Genomic DNA, 24,632 nt, shown 5'->3' with positions numbered 1-24,632 from the left:
TTAAAACAGCCAAGCTGTTTTTTCTTATTTATTTGCCGCCTTCTCCACCTTTGCAGCAAGTTCTCCAATATCTTGCAGATTCTCTATATGTTCCAGTATTTTAATAATAGAGGGAACCGCATCTGAATACACTGCGCGTTCCATACAATTTCTCCACTTTTCATGCATCTCTGAGCTACTCATTGGATTATTCGGACCACCTTTCGCAAAATCACAGCGTTTCACCAAAAGCTCTCCACTTTTTAATTTCACTTCCACCTGCGTACTTTCTAGATCGTGAAAGTATACTCCAGGAATCAAAGTATTATCTGGTACCATCTCAATCCGGTTCATCATATCAATGACTCTGTTGTCTGTTATCTCGTCACCTTCAAAATCTTCCATCGTAAGTTTTTTCTGTAAAGCAATCAATGCAATACAGTAATTCATACTGAACTTGCCTTCTGTTTTTGTTCTAGCTATACGATATCTAAGAATGTCCATTGCATAGGGCAGGACCTTACAGTCAATATGTGCAATTTCATCTGGTGTAAAATGCTTCTCTTCCATCAACTGCAGCATTGCCCAGATACCGTTATGTGTTGCTTTACAGGCCGGCCATGGTTTCATAATCAATCCTACATTCAGAAATTCTGAATTGTGATTGCGTATCGCCTCCTCAAATCTTTCTTTATGAAATGTTTCTGCCAAAACCTTCATAAATCCAGCGTCCATTTCCATAATCGTTCGATTCGATGTATACCCTAATTTCGCCAGTTTTGAGACCATTATTCCTTTTGCCGCCGCTCTTCCTGCATGAAGCGGCTTCGTCATGGAACCTGTATTTCCTTTTAGCCCACAAGATTCACTTGCCGCGATTCCAATCGCATTGGTTAGTTGCACTTCATCTAAGTCTAAAAGCAATGCTGACGCTGCTGTTGCACCGAATACCCCCAATACACTCGTACTGTGCCAGCCTCTCCTACATAATTCCGGTACGTACGCCCTTCCTAATAATGCGCAAGTTTCAATTCCAGCAATATATGCCTTTAGTACTGTTTCTCCGCTTGCATGTAATTCTTCTCCCAGACTAAGTACTGCCGGGAGGACTGCCACACTGGGATGTCCTATCATTGTTGTACAGACGTCGTCATAGTCATGGAAGTGTGCCGCAATACCATTTATCATTGCACAATGATATGCGTCCGTACGTTTATCTTTTCTTCCCAAAACAGACGACACTTTCTTTCCCCCAACCATATTTGCATATTCTTCTGCTATAATCGCTGGTTTTTCATTCGCTCCTGCCAGAATACATGCAAATGTATCCGCCAGGAAGCACTTAGCAGCTTCTTTTACTTTATCTGGTATCTCACGCTTTCCCATCTCTATCAAGTATTTAGAAATTTGTTCGCTTATTGTTTTCTCTTTTTCCATACTTTTTCTCCATTTAGGTTTTACGTTTTAGTGATTCGTTATACTATATTTATATATCACGTTCTTTTATTTGTCAACACCTTTTTTATTCAAATTTCACAAAAACTATATTACGATTAATTCGTTTTAATTCAATCATGTTCAATTATTGGTAATTGAAGGAAATAATATTTGACAACTAAGTTTATTTTATTTATACTTAATTTAGTAAACAAAAAACTAATGCGAAAAACTAAAACGAAAAACTTAGTAAGGAGAAGCTATGGTTACAATCAAAGATGTAGCTGCCAGAGCGAATGTTTCTGCCACTACTGTTTCTATTATTATTAACGGCAAAGAAAAAGAGCGAAAAATATCGCCGGCAACTGTTGCCAAAGTAAAAACCGCTATTGCTCAGCTTAATTATCAGCCCAATATTGCAGCCCGGAAGCTGAGAACATTTGACAATAATTATCCGAATATTGCGATCTATCTCGCCTATGATCATCGCTCAAGCATGTTTAACCAATTTATTGAATCCATTTACCATGAACAGATGAAAGGAGCATATGAATTTTCAATCACTGTTTGTCCGTTTAAGAGCGGACATCTCTTTGAAGAAAATGCACTTACATCTACTACTTCTTTCAGCGCTGCTATTATCACTACGATTTCACCGGCAGATGCGGAATTTTTAAAACAAAACCCGCCTCCATTTCCAGTTGTACTAATGAACCGTTCCTTAGATGGTTTTTCATCTGTCTGTGCAGATACACAGGACTCTATCTTAGAATTAGCCGAAATGATTCAGAAAAAGGGGTATAAAAGGATTTCTGCCATTTTAATGCAAGACGGGTATATGGCAAATAAAATTCGGTATCAGAGTTTTTTAAATGCATGTGAAACGCGCGGAATATCTTTTTCAGATGATTATATTGCATTTTCAGATGATTCCATGGAAGGGGGATTTCAGGCTGCTAAGAAGCTTATGAAAGCTGGCTCTTTACCTCCGGTGCTATACTGTGATACCGATTCCATTGCTTTAGGGGCAACCTATGTATTTAACCGTGCTGGCATACGTATCCCGGAAGATTTGGAAATTGTCTGTATCTGTCTTTCTAATAAGTTATATACACAATATAGTACGCCTTCTATTACTATCATTGATATATCTCTGGAAAAAAATATGGTAGATTGCCTCAAACTTGTATTAGATTTATTTTTCAATAAAATTACAGAACCAGTTAATAAAGTCTATAAAGCTTCTGTCATTTACCGTGAATCTTTTCCAGAACTCTTGTAGGCAAGACCAAGACAGACCTATGAAATCAGACTTTTTTAAGTCTTGAATCTTCATAGGTCTGTCTTTTTTTACTATATTTATTTTCGCTCCCTTTACTTGATAAAAATATCAACAGCCTTATTTAGCTTCTCTACACTTTCCATATCCTCATGCTCAATGGCATCAACTATACAATGTTCTAAGTGTTCTTTTAAAATCTTTTTCCCTGTATTATTGACCGCCGCTTTCACCGCAGCAAGTTGTATCAGCACTTCACTACAATCTTTGCCATTCTCCACCATATGCTTAATAGATTCCAAGTGTCCTATAGAACGTGAAATACGGTTGACGATTGCTTTCTCATATCCTTCGGAATGTATATGTGTGTCTCTTCTCTCCTGCCCTTCATCTTCTCTTATTTTCAATATTCTCTACACCCTTACTTGTTTAATTAATTCTGGGAATACTTTCCCGGGAATGGGTTCTCCGCAAACACGCCGCTCGCCTCATTTGCCACTATCTTGAAATTCTCTGCCACAAGCTTTCCCCGAACAAAAGTCGCGACAGGTGCTCCTTTTAGTTTCATCCCATCGTAAAGGCTGTACGCATTTGAACTCTCACTGTATTCCTTTTTAAAAACCCATTCTTTATTCAGATCTAAAATAACAATATCTGCATCTGAACCAATATTTAAAGTACCTTTTTTAGGATAAAGTCCCATTGCTTTCGCTACATTTTCTGACATAATTTTTCGGAGTGTATCTAATGAAATCCTGTTTTTGTTTACTCCTTCGCTGAGCATAATACTAAATGACGCACTCATACCGTCTCCGGTACCGGCAGGTGTATCCCAATAGTTATTGCTCAACTTTTCCGTTTTGCGGTAATTCGTATGATCATTTCCAATAACATCAATGGTTCCCTCCTGTATGCCTTTCCATAAACGTTCCCTGTCTCTTGTGCCTCGAATAGCCGGATTTACCTTAGCATAGTGTGTCCATTCTTTATTGTTTCTGCAAATTGCATCCTCCTCTGCAAATACAAGATAATGTGGACAGGTTTCTGCTGTAATGTCAAAATGCTGTTCTTTAAAAAATTTTATTTGATCTACAGACTCCTTTGCACTCACATGTACAATATATAAAGGGCAGCCTGTCTCGTGGGCGATATAGGCAGTCTTACAGATGTCAATTACCTCTGCTATCGCTGGACGTGCCTTATTCTGCACCGCTGTATAATTATAATCCTCCGGTTCATCTTCTGCTTTTACTGCTTCTTCTGTAATTTCAAAAATATCCGGATCCTCACAATGGCACATAGCAGTTGCCGGAAGTCCGGCTTCTGCAATCTTCTTAAAACCTTTATAGATAAAAGAGGTATTAATTCCTCTCTCGTCCATTCCTAAGGCTTTTGCACCGGCTCCCCTGTATCCCATTAAGAATTTATAATTTGTAACTCCTTTTTTGCTTAGCTCTTTAATTTCCTCTAAATGTTCTTCTGTAAATGGAGAAATATGGAATTTTACGTCGCAAAAGATGTTGCCCTCCATACCCTCTTTAAATTCCTGAAATCTTTTTTTCATAGGTTCCGCATTTTGCATTGTCGTACTGCTGATTGTAGTATACCCGCCTTGTACAGCGGTACGTGTTTCTGAACGCACTTCCTCGATGTAAGTCTCCAAATTAAATTTTCCATGCTTATTCACTACCCAGAGTTCAAAATGACAGTGAGGTTCTATCGCCCCGGGAAAAATAATATTTCCTTTAGCATCGTAGTATTTTTCTGCTTCAGGAAGTGAAGCGTCACCTCCTACTTGTATAATAATCCCATTTTTTATGGCCAGGCCTCCCACTACCATTCCCTGCTCTGTACTCACATATCCATTATATATAACTAAATCTGCTTTCATCATTCTTTCCTCTCCTATTCCTGCACCGCCTCATCTTCCACTGTAACGAAAATATCAGCCGCATACGGAATGACAAGAAACGTTGCATTTTCTCCATAAATTTTCAGCGAATCTGTAATTGCATCATCTACTGTAGGATAATAGTGAAAAAACATTTCCTCCAATTCTTCCTTTGTCATCAGGCTATTTGCAATACTGATTCGGTGCTTCAGCATACCGCGCGCCCACATATAAGCCTTTCCTGTCGCGTCCGCAGTCATACCTACTCGTTTAAATAAATCGATCACTTCCTGCGGATTATTTGCATTTTTTAAATGTTTTCCAAATTTTGCGGAGCCATCCGGTGCTTCTGCACACACAATTATATGCCCTCCTTTTTTACACGCCAATTCTGCTACCGAACTAGCCTTTTGTGCCTGATGCAGATCAAAATCTCTAGGATAGCCTCCAGGACTTACAATGACTACATCTGCTCTGGTTGGAATTGTAATCTGCCAGATTTTTTTACAAATTTCTGTCCCTGCCAGATGCGCCTCATTGAGGTCTCCTGCCACAGCCGCAACCATTTGCCTCTCTGCATTGTCCACATTATTGACAATAAAGTCTACACCAGCCAGACGCGCGGCCGCAAGTGCCTGCTCGTGGAAAAGATTTCCTTTCATCCACCCCATAGCCGGATCAGCCGGAACAACAGGGAAAGAATGATGGAGCTTCAGGCAGCCCATTCCCGAAATCCCTGGCACAACACTTTTTCTTCCACCAGAAAAACCAGCGCATGCATGAGGCGTAATTAAACCTGTCAAAATTTTGACTTCCGCTTCTGCAAATTCTCTGTTGATTTCTACAGTCATGCCGTATTCTGTTTTTCCAAGGACTTTTAATGTAGAGGGGTCATCTGCCACATGATGTACAAACCGAAACCTCCGAACAACCTCCTCGCCAAACATTTGTATCAATTCCTCTTTTGTTTCTACGCGGTGTGTTCCGTACGCTACAACCAGAAAAATTTCATCATCTGTCAATCCTGCCTTGTGCAGCTCGTCTGCAATTTCTAATACCATCATTCCGCCCGGGTATGGTCTTGTAATATCATTTACCGTAATTGCTGCCGAATGTTTTCCTTTCGCTATCTCACAAAGTCTTGGAGAAGCAATCGGATGTTGAATCGCTCTTCGGATTTCTAGTCTGGGATCTGCTACTGCCTCCATATGATTAGGAACAGCTACCTTTAGTAAATTAGGGACTTTAGTTTCAATTTCCCCATGACCTAGTGGAAGCTTCACTTTTGTGTATTCCATTCTCCTCTACCTCCTAATTTAATATAACGTTATAGTATTTCGTTAAATTTATTTTAAAAAAACCTGTTTTAATTGTCAACAACAATCACAAATATATTTTGAATAAAATATATATTATATCTAAAATAATTCTTGATATTATATTTATTATTGACAAATATTTTTTCTTATTTTAAAATTAATATAACGTATTACTAAAACGAATTACTATACAGAAAGGAAGTAGCGGCATTATGATATCAAAGTTTCGTTCTTGGGCATCTGATTTATCTATCCATGATCTCTTTGAACAATATCAGAAAAAAATTATTTCTCCTGTAGAGGTCACACAAGTATTTCTCGAACAGATACAGCAAAGCCAGAAATCTCTCAATGCTTTCATCACTATTTCTGTTGAAGAAGCACTTGCCCAGGCACGTCTGTCTGAAAAGCGCTATATCAGTGGAACTCCTCTCGGTATTTTGGATGGGATTCCTTATGCTGCAAAAGACCTGATTTTTACTCAAAATATCCCTACTACTATGGGATGTTCCTACTATAGCCATTATCTTCCTAAAGAAAACGCCGCTGTTATAGAAATCCTAAATAACTGCGGAGCTATTCTTCTAGGCAAAACAAATACACAGCAATTTGCTATGGGTGCTACCGGAGATCGTTCTTTTGCCGGACCTACCCATAATCCCTATAATTATCAAAAAATATCCGGAGGTTCCAGCTCCGGTTCCGCTGCAGCCGTTGCCGCCGGTCTATGTACATTTGCACTTGCTACAGATACGGGCGGATCTGCCAGAGTTCCTGCTACTTTATGCGGAGTTATCGGTATGAAACCAACCTACGGCAGAGTAAGTACACGGGGTGTATTTCCTGCCTCTATAAGTTTTGATACTATGGGGATTATTACACGTAATGCAACAGACAATGCTCTTGTACTTAATGCAATCGCACAATATGATCCCCGCAGTCCTCTTTCACTTAATCTTCCACCGGAAGACTACACACACATGTTAAACAACTCTCTCAAAGGAACTATAATCCATATTCCCTATGAAAGAGTTCTTGGTAAAACAGAACCAGAAATCGAAAAAAATTTCTTTTCCTCTATTCGTTTATTAGAATCCAAAGGTGTTGTTATCCGCGAAGTCGAGTTTCCCGACTATACTTCCTATCGGGAAATCCGTACACAGATATTATTTGCTGAAGCCTATGCAACACATAAAGAGCTTTATGAAAAGCATCCCGAAGTATATGATCCAGATGTGGTGTCAGACTTGGAAAATGGAAAAAAGATTAGCGCTGTCGATTATATTCGCTATCAAGAGTCCAACCGTGAATTTTCTATACTCTTTCGTAATCTTATGAAGCCAATCAGCATTATGGCTATACCCGCCACCTCAATTTCTGCAACCGATATTAATTTTAGAGGTACTGTCTATGTTAATGGACAACCTACTAATCTTTATGAGGCTCTTTCACGGTTTAACTGGTTTACCAGCATGAGTGGGTATCCGGCAGTTACTTTTCCGAACGGCTTTAGCCAAGCGCTTCCAACTGGTATTCAATTTGTTGCAAACAGATGCTGTGAATCTAATTTGTATCACATTATACATTGCCTAGAACAGTTAACATAAAAGGGAGGAAATAAATGAGACTTTATCTAGTAAGACATGCAGCAACCAATTTAAATGCCGCTCCTGGATTTCAAGGACATATTAATACTGAGCTATCAGAACTAGGTCACCGACAGGCAGATAGTTTAATTTATTATTTTAAAAACATTCCTGTTAAACAGCTATATGCTTCTCCTTTAAAAAGAGCTTTGCAAACAGCTCAAAGAATCAAAGCTGCTACTGCTTTACCCATTTTACCGGCAGAAAAACTTATTGAAATAGATTTTGGAGAATGGGATGGTCTTTCTCATGCGCAAGCCGCTCAAATATATGGAAAGCAATTCAGAGATTTCTATTATCATCCTTCCAAATATCCTTTTCCCGGTGAGGGAAGCCTTACGCATGTCCAAACGCGTATCAAACACGGAATGGATACCATTTTGCGGGAAAATCAACCGGAGTCTTCCGTAGCTATTGTTACTCATGGAGGAGTTCTGCGTATTATTCTCCTCTGTCTTTTGCAAATGGATCTTTGCTTCTATAGAAACTTTCATTTTGATAATGCATCTGTCTCCATCATCGATTACATAAATGGAGAGTTTTTTGTTCAAGCTTTAAATGATACTTCTCATCTGAAAGCTATACCCTAAGGGACATACCGTAATACATTCCCTTCGGGAAGGTGGGCTTTGAGCGGTAAGGTAAGACTTGCCAGACATATGTTAAAGACTCTTGAATAATTATATCTTCTTTCATCAAACAGCACTTTACGGTTCGCTATACCTGCTTACCGCAAAGTGCTGTTCCAATCCTAAAGCACAATTACATGAATATCTTTTCCAACGTAACAAGTACGCCATCCTCCTCATTAGAAGGACATATATACTTTGCCGCATTTTTCACATTATTAGGAGCATTGTCCATAGCATAGCTATGTCCGCAGTATCGAAGCATTTCTATATCATTTCCCCCGTCTCCAAAAGCTGCACATTGCTCCGGCAAAATCCCCCAGCGCTCTGCAAGACGCTTCAAACCGGACGCTTTGTGGCAGCCTGGTACAATCAAATCAATAGAACCATGACCACTCGTTGTAGGCTCTACTTTCCCTTTGAGCCTTTCGCGAAATATATCATAATAAAAATGCGTTTTTTCTTCTGGAACTGTCGGCGCAAATTTTAATATCTGGTCATTTACCTGTTTGAAATCATCTACCCATTCCAACCGGTGATAATAAATGCCGGTGCGTTCAAAAAACTCCTGGCTTACATTCCCTCTTTCACAGTATGCGCTTTCTCTTCCACACAATACATTCCATATTTCAGTATATTCCCTGCATATGTCAATCACAAAATCTACGGTTTCCTTTGGCATATCTGCAGTAAAGACAAGCTCTGTGCCGTCTTTTACAAACGCTCCGTTCTCTGCCACAAAGGATAATTCATCATAATATCCCGGAAATAAATCTCTCAACTGATAATACTGATTTCCACTTGCTACGACAAAATGACACCCTGCACTTTTCATTCGCGTCAAAATACGCTGAAACCGCGAAATATCATACGTATAATCTGAATGTACAAACGTACCGTCAATGTCAACAGCAACTAATTTTATTTTATTTTCCATTATTCATCCTCAATCTTCATTGTCCTCATCTGTTTCTCTGTTGTATGGAACTTCTCACCATACCGCAGCCAGTATTTTGTTGACGCGCCAAGGAATACCTTTTTTGTCAGCGGCATAGAGATGTCCAGCGTTCTGCTCTTTCCTGCACGAATATCCTTTACAAAACGTTTTATCTTTCTCTTTACCAGAAATGCAAAGGGTGTTGTCAGTATCGCTTCGCCTGAAGCAATTTTCAGTGTCATTCCATAGTTCAGATGATTCTTCGCACAGAAATACTGAAAAATTTCGATTGCGGTATCATTCTGCTCTGGTTCTAAAAAACCGCAATTAATCAGTATATGCACCTTTAAATTTTTTAAAAGATCATTTTCCTTTCTGGCAGCTATTTTTTCAAGCTGTTTCATAAAGTTCGTCAGCACTGCCGGCAGGGAGTCCACATACAATGGGAATACGAATACAATATCGCCATATTTTCCAAGCTCTTTGCAGACCTCTTCGTGCTTTTGGGATATGACCGAATACACGTCGATACCCTCACCCCAATATTTCCGAAGAATATCTCCGTATTTTTTAGAATTGGATTTCGGCGCTCTCGGGCTTCCATTTATAATCAAAAGCTTTCCCATAGTCCAACCTCCCTGCGTATCGCTTTCTCTACCTCTTTTTCCGGGGAAAAATGTATCTTCCAGTCTGTAAACTGCATGTTTTTTGCATTGCGTCCCACCAGCTTTCTAAAAATCTCCCTTTCTTGTTCGTCTTTCTCTCCATAGGCGATTATCACTGCCTGTTTTTTTACAACTTGTCTCTGCACATGGTGCGTCTCATTGTGATACAATCGGATAAATGCCTGCTGTATGGGAATTGCTCTCTCTAACATATATTTCATCGGCTCGTCATAGGAACCATAAAAAAGTCTGCTTACATAAATCAGCCGCTCACTTTTAGCAATTAAAGGATAAATTTTAACAGCATCATCACGGAGCACACATTTTCCAGGCGTCTTAACCCAACATCCAAAGCACCCCTTACAGCCCGCTATCTTCATTTGGTTCAGGTCCACATAACAATTCTGATCGCATTTCGGTAATTCTTCCGTCAGAGGGAAGTCTGATAATAATAAATTCAAGGGTATCCTCCTTCTCTAAATTTTCCAATATTATACCGTAGTCCCTTTGTTTTGTATAGTGAAAATCGAAAGCCTCTTTCGGATGCCTCCCAGACAAATTTCTCTTGAATAAAGATTACATAGCAGCTACAATGTAACAAGGTTTTTCAATCTATTTTCACCGATTACCAAAATAATAAAAGAACTCGAAAAACAATAAGTTTCCGAGTTCTTTAAAGAGGCGCAGACCGGATTTGAACCGGTGAATCAGGGTGTTGCAGACCCACGCCTTACCACTTGGCTACTGCGCCTTGGTGGAGCACTTAGTATCTGTTTTTAGACACTTACGTACTCTCACTGCATATATTATTCATATAACTTCTAAAGTATACATCAAATTTCGTTTTTCGTCAAACTATAAACTGCTTTTTTGTTAACCTTTTTCTAAATTCTTTCTGTTTCATTTCACTTTTTAATCTTATATAAATAAAAGGGCAAGCAGGTAAATTCCAATCCTAATTTCGTATTCCCCTGCCTGCCCTTATTTTTATCTTCTTTCTTCACTCCACTCCAGGACAGTCCCTGTATTTGCGTCAATTTCAAAGTCATACTCTCTCTGCTCGTGAATAATATCCCCTTCGTATTTGTACTGTCCGTCATCAAAATCCAGCTCTATCTTCACATCCCTGGCTGTTGCGCCGGGTACTCTCTCGAGGGCAATCTGCATGGCTTCTTCCATACTAATCGCTACATTTGAAGAATTCTGTACTGCATCGCCTGTTCCGTCCTGCGTCTGTCCTGTCTGACTACCACCGGAGCCTGCATTTCCTGCCGCATTTTTATCCTGTGTGTTATTTTGTGCTGCCGAATTTGGAATCATCTCTGTGTCCACACTTAAAATTCCGCCGTCCGATGCGTCTATCTCATATTCATATTCTTTACCATTTACATCAAACTGAATCTCGTAGGTTTTTCTTCCGTCATCTCTATCCTCTGAAACTTTCAGCCTTGTAGTATCTTCTTCTTTTACTCCCGCATCATTTAATGCTGCCTCCAGTGCGGCATCCTTTCCTATATCTTTGCCGCCTCCAATTCCACATCCTGTAAATGCCCCTAAAACCATAATTGAAACCAGTGCCGCTGCCATATATTTTTTCATCATACAATTTTCTCCTTCCTACTCTTTGTTATTCTATCCTATTGTCAGTATATCCATGAAACATTAAAAGAAAATTAAATCGGAAGATAAAATATGAATCTGCTTCCTTTTGCCGGTTCGCTCTCTGCCTCGATTCTTCCGCCATGCGCTTCAGCAATCCACTTTACCATAGAAAGCCCCAGCCCGGAATGACTGCTGTCTGTACGTGAGGTGTCCACGCGGTAAAACCGTTCCCAAATATGCGGCAAATCCTTTTGCGCAATTCCGATTCCGTCATCCTCCACCATACCCACGATTTCCTCCCCTTTCCTTTTTAAAGATATTTTAACTGTTCCTTTCTCCTTACTATATGTCACAGCATTAGATATAAGATTCACCAGAAGACGAATATAAAAGCTCTCGTCCACCTTTACAAATATATCCGGCGCAATATCTGTATAGATATTTACGTTCTTTTCCTCCGCAAGCATCTGCTGTTCTTCTGCGATTATCTGTGTCAGTTCACTTATGTTTAAACATTCCTTATTGAGCTTCTGTCTGCCTTCATCTGCCCGGGACAGCAAGAGCAGATTCGAAATCATTCCCGCCATCTCCTGTGCTTTTCTTTCTATCAGTCTGATCGGTTCCTTCTGTCTTTCAGGCAGGTCCCGTTCAGAAAGGCACGCTTCACACTGTGCCAGTATCACGCTGACCGGTGTACGCAATTCATGGGACACATCCGACGTAAACTGCTTCTCCCTTTGAAAAACATCTTCAAGCTGTCCGAGCATCTGGTCAAATGTATGCGCCAGATAATAAATCTCATCTCGACCATGCTCCCGCCCTTTTGTCAACTCTACCCTTCTTGACAGATCCGCATCTGTACGGATGTTCTGTACAGTTTCCGTTATTTTCTTTACAGGCAGGAGTGTACGCCTTGTAAAACGATAACCGATAAACGCCTCTACGCCGGCCAGCAGAGGAAGTATAATCATAGAAAAGCGGAGAGTAATTCGAAAGCTTTCTTCTGCGTCTGTAACGGACGTTATCCCTCTTATATAAACAGTCTTTCCTTGCTCTGGACGGTAAGAAAGATCGTACACATACCATTCTTTATTCTTTTCACGTATTCTGCGTATCTCTCCATCAGAAAATTCTGGCTGTTCATCAAATCCATAAGGGACCTTTCCATACAAAAAATATCCATCTTTTTCATATACTGCAAGATAGATCCCATTCTCCACAGAATAGAAGTCTGCATCTACCTCCACCTTTCCATCTTCTGTTTCTACATCCTCCACACTCTCCTGTACCCGCGTTTCCAACTGATTCTGTGTCGAAGTCAGCACTTCCCGCGAGCTTAATGAAAATAAAATGCCAAGTGCCGTACACGTAACAAGAATCATAAAAACCGTATATACAATCGTCAGTTTTACTTTTAAAGACAGTCTCCTCATTCTTTCTCCTTCAATATATATCCGGCTCCCCTCACTGTATGAATCAGCTTCTTTTCATATCCTTCATCAATTTTTTTACGCAGATACCGGATATAGACGTCGATTACATTGGAGCCGCCCGCGTAATCATAATTCCAGAGATGCTGTTCTAATTTCTCTCTGGATAACACGATTCCTTTATTCTGTATCATATACCGCAGCAGGGAAAATTCCTTTCCGGAAAGCTGAATCTCTCTGCCGTCCCTTAACACCTGGTGCGTATCTGTATGCACCTCCAGATCGCCTTCTCTATAGCAGGAATCTGCCGCCGCTTCTGGTTTTCTAAGAAGTACCCGTATTCTTGCAAGCAGTTCCTCGAACGCAAACGGTTTTACCAGATAATCGTTTGCCCCAGCGTCCAGTCCCTTAACTCTGTCCTCTATACTATCTTTTGCCGTCAGTAGAAGTACAGGTGTATTCTTATTCTGCCTGCGCAACATCTTTAGAACAGACAGACCATCCTTCTTCGGCATCATAATGTCCAAAATCACCACGTCATACTGCGCACCGGCAATATAGTCCAGCGCCTCTTCTCCATCAAAGCATGCGTCCACACTGTAATGTTCCTCCTTCAATCTGGCAGTAATAATCTGATTCAAGCTTTTTTCATCCTCTGCGATCAAAATCCGCATAAAAATCACCTCATTTCTTTAGTATACTCTTTTCCTTTTCCTGTTGGCAAGAACTATTCCCTGTAACTTTTCACGTATATGTTCTCCCATCTTAAGAGTATACATCCTTTAGATTAAAATTAAATTAAGTGATTCTGATTTAAAATAGATTTTAAACATTCGGGTTTCCTATACTTTTCTGCTTGTAGCAAAATGTTTTCTGTGTTATCCTTACATTCAGTTGAAATGGATAAAAAAGGAGGGATTCGTATGAATACAAATGATTTTGTCACCAAGCCGGTACGCCAGGTATTCTTGCATTATCTCTTTCCTGCTATCTGCGGAACCATGGTGACTTCTATCTATGTACTAGCCGATACAATCATCATAGGTCAAAGATTGGGCGCAATTGGCCTTGCCGCCTTAAATATCGCGCTGCCTGTCTATAATATTTTCTTTGGACTAGGACTGCTCTGTGGTGTGGGAGGCTCTGTTTTGATGTCCATTGCCCGCGGAAAAGGCAGAAAAGCGGAAGGAGATGCATTCTTTAGCACTGCTTTAATTTTTACTTTTATTCTCTGGATTATCTCCCTGGTTTTCTGTGTTTTATTTATGGAAGACATTGCCTGGCTTCTCGGAGCAACAGAAGAAACATTTGCATATATTATGGACTACATTCCATATATTATATGGGGAATGGGCGTATTTTTCTTTTCTTCCTTTCTCCAGACATTTGTACGCAACGACGGCGCCCCGAAACTCTCTATGAATGCAGTCATCACCGGTGGTATCACTAATATTATACTAGACTATCTCTTTGTATTTCCTCTTGATATGGGAATGAAAGGTGCAGCACTCGCCACAGTTATCGGCTCTTCTTTGACTGTGCTCATTCTCTGTACCCATTTTTTCTCATCCAAAAACCAGCTTGCATTTTCTCTGAAAGCCTTCTCACCAATTTTTCTCGGAAAAATTTTTGCCAACGGTTTTACCAGTTTTGTAATCGAAATTGCCTCTGGGTTTACTATATTTATCTTTAACCAGCAGCTCCTTCACTACTTAGGAAACACTGGGGTTAGTGTATATGGAATCATAAGCAACACTGCCATTGTCGTCACCTGTCTGTATAAAGGCGTAGAGCAAGCAGCACAACCGATCCTTTCCAGCAATCATGGTGCAGGGCTTACGGAACGAATTTTGAAAATCCAGTCTCTTTCTATACGGACCTCCCTGATTGTCTGTATGCTTCCGCTTATTCCAGGACTCCTTGTCCCCAACCTGTTTACCTATATTTTTCTGGATCCTACCACAGAAATTCTTTCCCTCGCTGCGCCTGCCGTCCGCATTTACTTTACCGGATTTCTTTTCCTGGGAGTCAATATGGTGTTCATTTGTTATTTTCAATCTGTGGCAAAGGCAATACACTCTCTTGCCTTGTGCCTCCTGCGTGGCTGTATTCTGGTTGTTGCCTTTGTCTATCTTCTTCCACTCTTGTTTGGAAGCGCCGGAATCTGGCTTGCATTTCCAGTGGCAGAATTTTTGACTATGCTTGTGGGAATCCTGTTATATAGAAAGGATATATCTGGACTCGTTCATCCCTGACACTTTACAAAAGAATATGCTTTGCACATTCCCGCGCCGAAGCTTTGCGGCGGCAAAGCCGCTAAGAATTACGTTTACCAGGAGGTATGAAAATGTATCAGAAAACTGCTCAGGAACTTCTTCACTTTCTAAAGCAAAGCCCAACCAGCTTTCATGCGATCTATGAAATGGGAAAAATACTGCTCCAAGCAGGCTTTCGCGAATTAAAGGAATATGAAAAATGGAATCTGGAAAAGGGGGGACATTATTTTGTTACAAGAAACGACTCCTCACTGATTGCCTTTGCTATCCCCCATAAACCAATGGAAGGATACCGCATTCTGGCATCCCACAGTGATTCTCCCTCCTTTAAGGTCAAAGAAAATCCTGAAATCACCGTAGAAAATAAATATGTCAAATTAAACGTCGAACGCTATGGCGGAATGCTCTGTGCCCCCTGGCTTGACCGGCCTCTTTCTGTGGCAGGCAGAGTGGTCATTAAATCAGATGGACAGTTTCTCTCTAAGCTTGTAAATATTGACAGAGATCTTGTTCTGATTCCCAACCTTGCTATTCATATGAATCGGGAAGCCAATGACGGATATAAATACAACGCTCAGAAGGATCTCCTCCCTCTCTACAAGACTACCGCGGCAGACAGTTCATTTTTTAAGCAGGTCGCAGATGCCGCCAAAGTAAAAGAAGATGAAATACTGGGACATGATCTCTTTTTATACAACCGGCAGGAAGGAACCATCTGGGGAGCTGACAATGAATTTATCTCCAGCGGACGCTTGGACGATCTGCAATGCGCCTTTGCTTCTCTGAAGGGCTTTCTCGCAGGTGAAAAGGCTTCCTCTCTTGCCGTACACTGTGTGCTGGACAATGAGGAAACCGGCAGTCAGACTAGACAGGGTGCAGCCTCTACCTTCCTGTATGATACCCTCACCAGAATCAATACTTCTCTTGGATTTTCAAAGGAAGAGTATCTTATCCAAATCGCGAAAAGTTTTATGATTTCAGCAGACAATGCGCATGCTGTTCATCCCAACTTTACAGATAAAACGGATCCATCAAACCGTCCTTATTTAAATGAAGGTATCGTTATAAAATACAGCGCCAACCAAAAATACTGCACAGATGCCGTTTCCTCTGCTATGTTTAAAGATCTCTGTCACAGGGCAGGCGTGCCGGTTCAAATCTTTGTAAACCGTTCCGATATGGCGGGAGGTTCTACTCTTGGAAATATCTCTAGTACACAGGTAGCGATCCGCACTGTAGATATTGGGCTTCCCCAACTTGCTATGCACTCTCCTTATGAGACAGCAGGGATAAAAGATACAGATTATCTCGTAAAGGCGGCAGCACAATTCTTCCAGTAAAATAACGGCTTCATGCTACTATCATTCTCTAATTAGAAGTATCTATTTACTTCCTAATTGGAAATAGATAGTAGCGTGAAGCCGACTTTTTCGTTATCTGTACTAAATTACTTTTCATTTTTTTGGGATTCTGGAACATTGTTTCTATATTTTTCTTTTTCTATAATAATTTAATAACAAATTATGGAAAAGGAGGTATTTTATGGATATTATTAATGAACGCTTCAGCCTGGAGGGAAGAAAGGCGATTGTGACAGGCGGCGCAAAAGGTCTGTGTAACAAAATGGCACAAGCACTCCATGATGCAGGCGCTGAAGTTGTATTGCTCGATATCCTGGACTCGGTTTTTGAATCTGCCGATATAATGGCTGCTTCTGGTACTCCCGTACATGCTGTAAAAGGAGATCTATCCGATTTCTCAACCCTGAACAATATCTACAGCGCATGTCTAGACAAGCTAAATGGAAGGGTTGACATCCTGCTTAATGGAGCAGGAATCCAATATAGATGTCCAGCGGCAGATTTTCCACAGGACAGATGGCAAAAAATCCTAGATATTAATCTAAGTGCGGTTTTTTATATGTGTCAGATGGCAGGTAGAACTATGTTGAGCCAGCATTACGGAAAAATCATAAATATCTCATCCATGACCTCTTTTTTTGGCAGCGTTCTTATTCCTGCCTATTCTGCCAGTAAAGCAGGTGTCTCACAGATTACCAAAGCATTATCTAACGAATGGGCCTCCCAGGGAATCAACGTTAATGCCATAGCCCCTGGATATATGGCGACAGAATTGACACAAAATATGAAAGAAGTAAACCCAGCACAATATAATGAGATCACTTCCCGTATTCCTATGGGACGTTGGGGGAAGCCTGAGGATTTATCTGGCCTGGTTGTCTTTCTCGCCTCCGATGCTTCCGCCTATATTTCGGGAGCTGTTATCCCTGTTGACGGCGGTTTTCTAGGAAAATAATGATTATTCCAAAAATACAAATGCAGAGAATTGCGGAAGAAGTCGGCGCTACAATTAAAAACGATGTAAATATCATGGACCGGACCGGCTGTATTATCGCAAGTACTGATTCGCAAAGAATCGGCTCCCTTCATGTAGGCGCTGTAAATTTAATGGAGAGTCGGCTCCCAGAATTAATTATAGAAAAAGATGACCAGGGTATGAAAAAAGGAATCAATCTTCCTCTGGTAATCAAGGACGAAATTATCGGTGTCGTAGGTATTACCGGAGATGTAGATGATGTAAGAACTCTAGGTGTTGTAATTAAGAAGATGACGGAAATTTTGATTCTCGACTGGTATAAAAATAATCAGAAACTTGCCGTTGAAGAACTGGAACGTTCTTTTCTCATTGAGCTTTTATTTGGAGACGACAGCGAAAAGAATGAACTGGAAAGTGAAATGCTGCATATCAATGTAAATGAGCCCAAAATTATAAGTGTACTACAGATATGTATGGAAGAAGATTATTCAAAGGAACAAGAACAGCAAAATCTTGAAAGCATTCTTGCCAGAATCAAACGTGAAATCCACTCTACTCTCCACCCTCTGGTTGTACGCCTAGGAATGAAAATTATCATTGTACATAATGCAAAAGAAGAAGAACTTGTATCCGGAATCCTCGATACTGTAACATCAAAATTACGCGTGTTGTATAAATGTCGTCTCTTCTGTGGCATAGGAGGCGTTAGTACAGATAAAACAGGGCTTCGTAAATCTTATCAAGAAGCAAATATGGCATGTCATATGGCAAAAATTGAAAAGCAGGAAAAAGCCCGTATTTATACAAAAACAGATATTTCCATGCTTTTGATCAATATTCCCACCCCTAAAAGAGAAGCCTTTCTCAATGAAATATTTAAAAAATGCAGTATGAATCAGAAATCGGAAATTTTACAATGTATGAAAAGTTATGTAAAAAACAATGGTTCTATCTCAAAAATATCCGAAGAGTTGTTCATACATAAAAATACCCTGCAATACCGCTTGTCTAAAATGAAATTGCTGACGGGCTACGATCCAAGAATACTTGAGGAAGCTGTTCCCCTTATCATCGCACTTTATTTTGACGGCTTCCATGAATAATTCTTCCTAAGTAGAAAAGAAGGCATCCTGCTTGGGGATGTCTTCTTTTTCTGATAACATTTTTATTGTGCAGGCTGATGCTCTGGATAAATCTGCCTTACTTCTGCCTCCATCTGCTGTCTGTCTGCATCTTCAATTATTACATTCATAGATTTTACATTATCATCTACCTGCTTTACGGTTCGAGCTCCGCATAATACATGTATGCCTTCCATCATCCGGGCGGTTAACGCAATTATCAGATTCCCATAAGAGCAATGATATTTTTCACAGTATGGTTTCCAATGTTCAAGTAAACGTAAAACTTTACTTCTGTTTTCTTTTCTCCACCAGATATTGTTCTGTCTTACATCTCCTGGAGCAAGTTCTGTTTCCATTGTTGCTTTTCCTGTCAAAAGCCCCTGCTCTAAGGGAGAATATGCCTGAATAGAAACTCCATATTTCTTACAGCTTGGAATCATTTTCTCTATGCTTCGCGTCAGAATGCTGTACTTTTCTTGTATCACATCAAGCTGTCCATATTTACAATATTCTTCTATATTTTCTGTTGTAACATTAGAAGCGCCTATTGCACGAATTTTCCCCTGCTTTTTTAGTGTCATGAGGGCATCCATTGTCTCCTCTATCGGCCATACTGTAAAATCTTTTGCCTGCCAGTGCGTATAATACACATCTAGATAATCTGTCTTAAGATTCATAAGGCTTCTATCTACTGCCTTTAAAATCTCCTTTTTCGATAAGTCTCGATAAACATCTATCCCCTCAACTGTTTTGTGATAGCAAGAAGTCTTATGTTCCCACTGAAGTCCACATTTTGTAGATAATATGACATTTTCTCTTCTTCCCTTCAATGCCTCTCCAAGTACCTGCTCACTATGTTCAAACCCGTACATGGGTGCTGTATCAATCCACATAATGCCACTGTCTGCCGCTGCCTGAATAGCTCTTATAGATTCCCTGTCATCATTATCTCCCCACCATGTTCCGCCTCCAATTGCCCATGTTCCAAGCCCAAGGAAGGGAACAAAAATTCCTGATTTTCCAATTTCTCTATTTTTCATATTTCACGTCCTTTTTCTCTGACCGTCTTATTTTCCTCTTCCCCGGTTTATAACCAGCGTTGTCAACATTATATCCACGCCAGCATAGTATGTCAACTCCAGCAGGATGGTGGACACCTGGCTCCCTTATTGTGTCCACCATCCTGCGATATAATTTCACCTTCTTGTCTTACGTTCTTCGCTGTATTTCTATTTCATCCTCTGGACAAATTCTACCAGCACGCCAAATCCATACCTTGGTCTTAGGAAATTAACAATAATCCCTCCTGCTCCTGTCACCGGAGTTTCTTCCAACATCTGAAGTCCTTTTGCTTCATATTCTTCTCTTGCCTTTCTTACGTCCTCCACCTCAAACGCAATGTGATGCAGGCCTCCTTTTCCGTCCCTATATTTGGTGAGAACCCCTTCTGTTGGAATAATTAGTTCTACAGGACTTTCTTCTTTTGTATATTTTGTAAAGAGGCAGTATGCATGATAGGCATCCACATACTCCATATAATCTTTTTCTAAACCAAACTGTTCTAAAAACGCCTCTGCTTTCTCCATTGTCGGCATAATTATTCCTACATGATGTAATCTAAGCGGTTTCATTTTCTACGCCTCCTTCTTTCCATTCTCATAAATTCTTTCCTTCAGCCCAAAACGCTCCGGCATATAGAGACGGGTATCTGTGTAAATCAGATTGTCCGATATCAGCGGTCTGAATTCCATTTGTCCTAAAATATCTTTTTCTAAATCCACTCCTCTGGCGATCTCAATCAGCTCCGGCCCCTTCTCCGTCAAATGGAATACCGCCCGTTCTGTCACATAATACATCTTTTGCCCTCTCTGATAGGCAAGCTCTCCATTATAGGAAATCTGCTGTACATTTTTTACCAGTTTTTTGAATTTTCCTTCTTTGACAATATGTAATCCCTGTTCGCCATACTCGACTTCCAGTCCTCCCCCTGTAAATGTGGAGCAAAATATAACGTTTTGTGCTGTACTGGTTATATCAATAAATCCCCCTGCTCCGGGAGCCCTGTCTCCCATCCTCGTTGCATTTACATTGCCGCTGGCATCCATCTCTCCTGCTCCCATAAATGTATAGTCAATACCTGCCCCATTGTAATATTCAAATTGCCTGTCATGGGGAATCAACGCTTGTGGATTTCTGGAAATTCCAAAATCAATCCCTCCTGCCGGTACTCCTCCATATATACCAGACTCCACTGTAATCGTGACATCCTGTGCAATCCCTTCTTCTGCCATAATCGGGCCAATCACGTCATTGGGAATCCCTGTTCCCACATTGATAATCACGTCTGGAACCAGTGTCATAAGCGCACGTCTACCTATGATTTTACGCACACTCATCGGAATCGGTTCAACTGTGGATTCCTGTCCAAATACCTGTCCGCTGTAGGAAGGATCATAATACCAGGAAGAAGTCTGCCTGTGATCCTCCAATGGGTTGTCACACACCACAATCGCGTCAACCAGCACACCCGGAACTGTTACCTTCTTCGGATCAATCGTGCCGTTTCTCAGCACTTTCTTCACCTGGCAGATCACTTTTCCGTTATAACGTTTCGTCGCCATCACAGCCGGCAATACTTCTAAAACCATCGCTTCATGCTCTGTCGTAATATTTCCGTTTTCGTCACAGTAAGTCCCGCGGATAATCAGCGTGTCGATAGGAACTGGCTTATATTGCAGATATTCTTCTCTGTCTATTGTAATCACATTTACAATGTCTTCTTTTTCCTTTGTCACCGCGTTCATTTTTCCGCCTTCGATACGCGGATCTATGTATGTTCCAAGTCCTATTTTGCTTATCTTGCCCGGCTCTCTAAGCGCCATGCTGTGAAACATATTCGCCATCTGTCCCTGCGGCAGGTTGTAAGCCTCGATTTTATTTTCAGAAATCAGTTTCATAAAAGGCGGGCAAAGCCCCCAGTGTCCTCCTATTACTCTTTTCAACAGTCCTTCATGTGCCAGATGCGCCTTCCCGCTCTTCCTGTCAGACTGTCCGCATGTATGCAGATACGTCAACCCGTTCGGTATTCCTGTCTCTAAATATTTTTTCTCTACTGCCTTTAAAATACTTTCACTTGCTGATACCAATGTCATTCCAATGGTACACAGTGTTGTTTTGCTCTGTATCATATCCGCTGCCTGCTGTGCGGAAATAAAAACCGGATGTTTCACTTTTCTTTTTCCTCCTTCACGCTGTATTTTTCGGAAAACAGACTGGTAAGATATGCAACCTTTACCTTTCCACTTGCCGTATTGGGAAGAGTATCCCAGAATTCAATATATTGTGGAATTTCCGTTTTCTGTATTCTCTCTTTTAAGAATGCTCTTACTTCCTGCTCTGTAATGCTTACATTCTTTTCCGGTACGATCACACACCCTGGTACCTCTCCGTACAGGGAATCCTCCACCGGAAATACCATACATTGGTTTACCTTTGAAAAGGCGCAGATTTCTCTCTCGACAAAACGAGAATAGATTTTTTCACCACCTCTGTTTATCATCGATTTCAGTCTGCCAAGCACATAGATATATCCGTCTGTGTCCAATTTTCCCACATCACCGGACAGCAGCCAGTCTCCAATGAAGCTTTCCTCCTTTGTCCCATGCAGATATTGTCTGATAATCATAGGCCCGCGAAAAGCAATCTGCCCTATCTCTCCTACAGGAAGTTCTCGATTCCTCTCATCAAATATAGTAATCTCACAGTTTTCCATTACCTTTCCTGCAGACCCCCGCTTAGAACTTTTAAGATAACTTTCTGGAAACAGTACGCCTCCACCCGCCGTCTCTGTCATCCCATAAGCGGGATGGAACCGCACGTTCGGCGCAATCGTCTGAAACTGTTCCATCAATCGGTCCTCAATATATCCGCCCCCGCAAACTGCAGATTCTAAGCCAGAAAGGTCATATTCTCTGTCTATTACATTCACAAGCATCTGATAGATCGTAGGCACTGCATGAAAATGTTTGATGTGTTCTTCTGAAAGGATAGCTGCCGCCCGCCTCGAATGAAAAGAAGGAAGAATTCGCATAAACCCGCCAATATAAATGAAAAGTGCCATAATGCAGGAAAACCCCGTCACATGAAACAGCGGCACTGCCAGTAATGTACTCTGTTCTGCATCCAGCCGCAGTATTTTCTTATAAGAAATTACGGTCTCCAATATCGCTCTGTGACACAGTTCCACCCCTTTTGGCACGCCGCTTGTACCTGATGTATACAAAACCGCTATCGTATCCTCTGGTTTTGGTACATCCTGCTTTTCTTCTACCGGATGCGTCTTTGCTTTTCCCTGGTACTGTATCCCTTCTGCCAGATTATAAATTTTGTAATTTTCCATATGTTCGCATACTACGTTTGCCTCTAGAATAAGATTCTTTACCCGTGTATGATTTACTTCATGGGAAATCTTCTCCCATATCTTTGATTGAAGAATAATATATTCTGTCTGTGTGTCCTCCAATATATATGCAATTTCCTTAGCGTGAAGCTTTACATTAATCAGCACCAGGGCAATTCCAACTTTTGCCGCCGCATAGACGCAAACTACATACTGTACACTGTTTAACATGGCAATTCCCGCCCTCATTCCTTTTTTCAGCCCTATTTTGTCTGTAAAATATGCTGCCAGACTATCTGTGCGCTTTAAAAGTTCTGCGTAAGTAATCCTTTCTTCTTCATCCGCAATACCTATTTTATCCGGGTATTTTTCTGCCGTATTTTTCAAAGTATCATATAAATTTCTTATTTCCATTTTGTTTTCCCCCTGGAATATAGAGGAGCAGTTCATATCCATCTATAAACTGCTCCTGTACTTCACTGTCTTCTATTCCATCAGTTCGAACAATACTGCCAGCCCCTGTCCGCCGCCAATACAAAGTGTTGCCACTCCATATTTTTCATGGCGCCGTACCATTTCATTCATCAGTTTAATTGTAATCATACAGCCGGTCGCGCCAATCGGATGTCCAATGGAGATTCCGCTTCCATTTACATTTACTTTATCCGGATTCAGCTTCAGTTCTCTGATGCAGGCAAGAGCTTGTGCGGCAAACGCTTCATTCAATTCATACAAGCCAATCTGCTCATCTCCGATTCCCGTTTTTTCCCAGAGTTTTTTTACAGCCGGAATAGGGCCAAGTCCCATATATGCCGGATCTACCCCTGCTACTGCGGCATCCACAATTCTTACAATTGGTTTGATTCCTCTTTTTGCTGCCTCCGCTGCCTTCATCACGATAACAGCAGCTCCGCAATCATTGATTCCAGATGCATTTCCCGCAGTGACCGTACCATCCTTTTTAAATGCCGGACGCAGCTTTGCCAGCTTTTCAAGTGTACTGTCCTCCCGTATAAATTCGTCTTCTGCGAAAATCTTCGTCTCCTTTTTACTTACCTTTACCTCCACCGGGATAATTTCTTCTTTAAATCTGCCTTCTCTTTTTGCTGCCGCAGCTTTCATTTGGCTGCCATAGGCGTATGTATCCTGGTCTTCCCTTGTAATATTGAATTTTGCCGCGATATTCTCCGCCGTAATTCCCATATGATCTCTTGTCATTGGATCGGACAACGCTGTAATCAACCCGTCCTCCAATTCTCCATGTCCCATACGATAGCCGAATCTCGCTTTCCTCACATAATAAGGAAGATTACTCATACTCTCTGCTCCGCCTGCTGCCACAATTTCTGCAAATCCATTGTCAATTTCCATCGCTGCCGTCACAATCGCCTGCAATCCTGATGAACACAGCCTGTTTACAGTCAATGCACCTGCTTCTACGGGAATCCCCGCCTTTAATGAACACAGCCTTGCCATAAATGCATTCTCTGCGAACTGCCCTACACAGCCCATTACCACTTCATCAATGTCCTCTGGCTTCATGCCTGCCCTTAAAACAGCCTCCTTCACCGCCATAGCTCCTAAATCACTTGTCTCGAACTGTTTTAATGAGCCGCCAAAGCTTCCAACCGCCGTCCTGGCACCTGATACAAGTACGATCTCTTCACGCATTTTTTGTTCTC

The 24,632-nt window shown here is 41.0% G+C and carries 22 protein-coding genes and 1 tRNA gene; 7 read left to right on the top strand and 16 right to left on the bottom strand.

The annotated features are described in order from the left end of the window. Positions 1-24: 24 nt before the first annotated feature. Entirely contained in the window at positions 25-1,416 is a 1,392-nt protein-coding gene (locus tag H8S37_RS10305) for an MmgE/PrpD family protein (RefSeq protein ID WP_186875980.1), read from the bottom strand. Positions 1,417-1,678: 262 nt separating this feature from the next. Between H8S37_RS10305 and H8S37_RS10300 the strand changes: the two genes are divergently transcribed. Continuing rightward, positions 1,679-2,698: a LacI family DNA-binding transcriptional regulator gene (locus tag H8S37_RS10300; protein WP_186875979.1), complete on the top strand. Its 1,020-nt coding sequence runs from the start codon at positions 1,679-1,681 to the stop codon at positions 2,696-2,698. Between the two features lie 92 nt (positions 2,699-2,790). Here H8S37_RS10300 and H8S37_RS10295 read toward each other — a convergent pair whose 3' ends face one another. Genes H8S37_RS10295 through H8S37_RS10285 form a run of 3 tightly spaced genes read right to left on the bottom strand, consistent with a single transcriptional unit; the run spans position 2,791 to position 5,884 of the window. Beyond that, positions 2,791-3,096: a metal-sensing transcriptional repressor gene (locus H8S37_RS10295; RefSeq protein ID WP_186876471.1), complete on the bottom strand. Its 306-nt coding sequence runs from the start codon at positions 3,094-3,096 to the stop codon at positions 2,791-2,793. 32 nt (positions 3,097-3,128) lie between these two features. Beyond that, the gene (locus tag H8S37_RS10290) at positions 3,129-4,589 is read right to left on the bottom strand and encodes a dihydroorotase (protein ID WP_186875978.1); all 1,461 of its coding nucleotides are present in this window, start codon (positions 4,587-4,589) and stop codon (positions 3,129-3,131) included. Between the two features lie 11 nt (positions 4,590-4,600). Further along, complete coding sequence (locus H8S37_RS10285; RefSeq protein ID WP_186875977.1) at positions 4,601-5,884, bottom strand: nickel-dependent lactate racemase family protein; 1,284 nt, start codon at positions 5,882-5,884, stop codon at positions 4,601-4,603. A 233-nt stretch (positions 5,885-6,117) separates the two neighbouring features. Between H8S37_RS10285 and H8S37_RS10280 the strand changes: the two genes are divergently transcribed. Both H8S37_RS10280 and H8S37_RS10275 read left to right on the top strand, forming a co-directional pair. Further along, complete coding sequence (locus H8S37_RS10280) at positions 6,118-7,512, top strand: amidase (protein WP_186875976.1); 1,395 nt, start codon at positions 6,118-6,120, stop codon at positions 7,510-7,512. 14 nt (positions 7,513-7,526) lie between these two features. Further along, positions 7,527-8,141: a histidine phosphatase family protein gene (locus H8S37_RS10275; protein WP_186875975.1), complete on the top strand. Its 615-nt coding sequence runs from the start codon at positions 7,527-7,529 to the stop codon at positions 8,139-8,141. Between the two features lie 172 nt (positions 8,142-8,313). Here H8S37_RS10275 and H8S37_RS10270 read toward each other — a convergent pair whose 3' ends face one another. The 7 genes from H8S37_RS10270 to H8S37_RS10240 form a co-directional block, all read right to left on the bottom strand. Then, positions 8,314-9,117, bottom strand: coding sequence for a Cof-type HAD-IIB family hydrolase (locus tag H8S37_RS10270; protein WP_186875974.1), 804 nt, complete (start codon positions 9,115-9,117; stop codon positions 8,314-8,316). Continuing rightward, on the bottom strand, positions 9,117-9,743 hold the full coding sequence (locus H8S37_RS10265) for a hypothetical protein (RefSeq protein WP_186875973.1): 627 nt from the start codon (positions 9,741-9,743) through the stop codon (positions 9,117-9,119). Before H8S37_RS10265 ends, H8S37_RS10270 begins: the two co-directional genes overlap by 1 nt. Then, positions 9,728-10,243, bottom strand: a complete 516-nt coding sequence (locus tag H8S37_RS10260) for an NAD(P)H-dependent oxidoreductase (RefSeq protein ID WP_186875972.1) — start codon at positions 10,241-10,243, stop codon at positions 9,728-9,730. The genes H8S37_RS10265 and H8S37_RS10260 overlap by 16 nt, the downstream gene beginning before the upstream one ends. Positions 10,244-10,461: 218 nt before the next feature. Continuing rightward, positions 10,462-10,533: transfer RNA gene (locus H8S37_RS10255), tRNA-Cys, on the bottom strand. Positions 10,534-10,769: 236 nt separating this feature from the next. Then, positions 10,770-11,384 carry a PepSY domain-containing protein gene (locus H8S37_RS10250; protein WP_186875971.1) on the bottom strand — a complete coding sequence of 205 codons (615 nt, stop codon included), beginning with the start codon at positions 11,382-11,384 and terminating at the stop codon, positions 10,770-10,772. A gap of 71 nt (positions 11,385-11,455) precedes the next feature. After that, positions 11,456-12,817, bottom strand: coding sequence for a sensor histidine kinase (locus H8S37_RS10245; RefSeq protein WP_186875970.1), 1,362 nt, complete (start codon positions 12,815-12,817; stop codon positions 11,456-11,458). After that, positions 12,814-13,488 (bottom strand): response regulator transcription factor, encoded by a 675-nt coding sequence (locus H8S37_RS10240; RefSeq protein WP_186875969.1) that lies wholly within the window; start codon positions 13,486-13,488, stop codon positions 12,814-12,816. Before H8S37_RS10240 ends, H8S37_RS10245 begins: the two co-directional genes overlap by 4 nt. 249 nt (positions 13,489-13,737) lie before the next feature. On the opposite strand from H8S37_RS10240, the gene H8S37_RS10235 reads away from it, so the two are divergent. The 4 genes from H8S37_RS10235 to H8S37_RS10220 all read left to right on the top strand — a co-directional run bounded on the left by H8S37_RS10235 (position 13,738) and on the right by H8S37_RS10220 (position 18,530). Next, a complete protein-coding gene (locus H8S37_RS10235; RefSeq protein ID WP_186875968.1) occupies positions 13,738-15,069 on the top strand; it encodes an MATE family efflux transporter in 1,332 nt (443 codons plus the stop codon). 92 nt (positions 15,070-15,161) lie between these two features. Beyond that, on the top strand, positions 15,162-16,430 hold the full coding sequence (locus H8S37_RS10230; protein WP_186875967.1) for a M18 family aminopeptidase: 1,269 nt from the start codon (positions 15,162-15,164) through the stop codon (positions 16,428-16,430). 202 nt (positions 16,431-16,632) lie between these two features. Next, on the top strand, positions 16,633-17,406 hold the full coding sequence (locus tag H8S37_RS10225) for an SDR family oxidoreductase (protein ID WP_186875966.1): 774 nt from the start codon (positions 16,633-16,635) through the stop codon (positions 17,404-17,406). Beyond that, a complete protein-coding gene (locus H8S37_RS10220) occupies positions 17,406-18,530 on the top strand; it encodes a CdaR family transcriptional regulator (protein ID WP_186875965.1) in 1,125 nt (374 codons plus the stop codon). The genes H8S37_RS10225 and H8S37_RS10220 overlap by 1 nt, the downstream gene beginning before the upstream one ends. A gap of 62 nt (positions 18,531-18,592) precedes the next feature. Here H8S37_RS10220 and H8S37_RS10215 read toward each other — a convergent pair whose 3' ends face one another. The 5 genes from H8S37_RS10215 to H8S37_RS10195 all read right to left on the bottom strand — a co-directional run bounded on the left by H8S37_RS10215 (position 18,593) and on the right by H8S37_RS10195 (position 24,621). Continuing rightward, positions 18,593-19,591 (bottom strand): aldo/keto reductase, encoded by a 999-nt coding sequence (locus H8S37_RS10215; protein WP_186875964.1) that lies wholly within the window; start codon positions 19,589-19,591, stop codon positions 18,593-18,595. Positions 19,592-19,780: 189 nt separating this feature from the next. Next, on the bottom strand, positions 19,781-20,182 hold the full coding sequence (locus tag H8S37_RS10210) for a VOC family protein (RefSeq protein WP_186875963.1): 402 nt from the start codon (positions 20,180-20,182) through the stop codon (positions 19,781-19,783). A gap of 3 nt (positions 20,183-20,185) precedes the next feature. After that, on the bottom strand, positions 20,186-21,781 hold the full coding sequence (locus H8S37_RS10205) for an acyl CoA:acetate/3-ketoacid CoA transferase (RefSeq protein ID WP_186875962.1): 1,596 nt from the start codon (positions 21,779-21,781) through the stop codon (positions 20,186-20,188). Continuing rightward, positions 21,778-23,364 carry a class I adenylate-forming enzyme family protein gene (locus tag H8S37_RS10200; RefSeq protein ID WP_186875961.1) on the bottom strand — a complete coding sequence of 529 codons (1,587 nt, stop codon included), beginning with the start codon at positions 23,362-23,364 and terminating at the stop codon, positions 21,778-21,780. The genes H8S37_RS10205 and H8S37_RS10200 overlap by 4 nt, the downstream gene beginning before the upstream one ends. Positions 23,365-23,436: 72 nt before the next feature. Next, positions 23,437-24,621, bottom strand: a complete 1,185-nt coding sequence (locus tag H8S37_RS10195) for a thiolase family protein (RefSeq protein ID WP_186875960.1) — start codon at positions 24,619-24,621, stop codon at positions 23,437-23,439. Positions 24,622-24,632 lie beyond the last annotated feature (11 nt).

The organism is Mediterraneibacter hominis (genome assembly GCF_014287475.1).
Lineage (GTDB): Bacteria > Bacillota > Clostridia > Lachnospirales > Lachnospiraceae > Mediterraneibacter > Mediterraneibacter hominis.
Note: the sequence above shows the minus strand (reverse complement) of the source record. Positions and strands in the feature narration are given on the sequence as shown.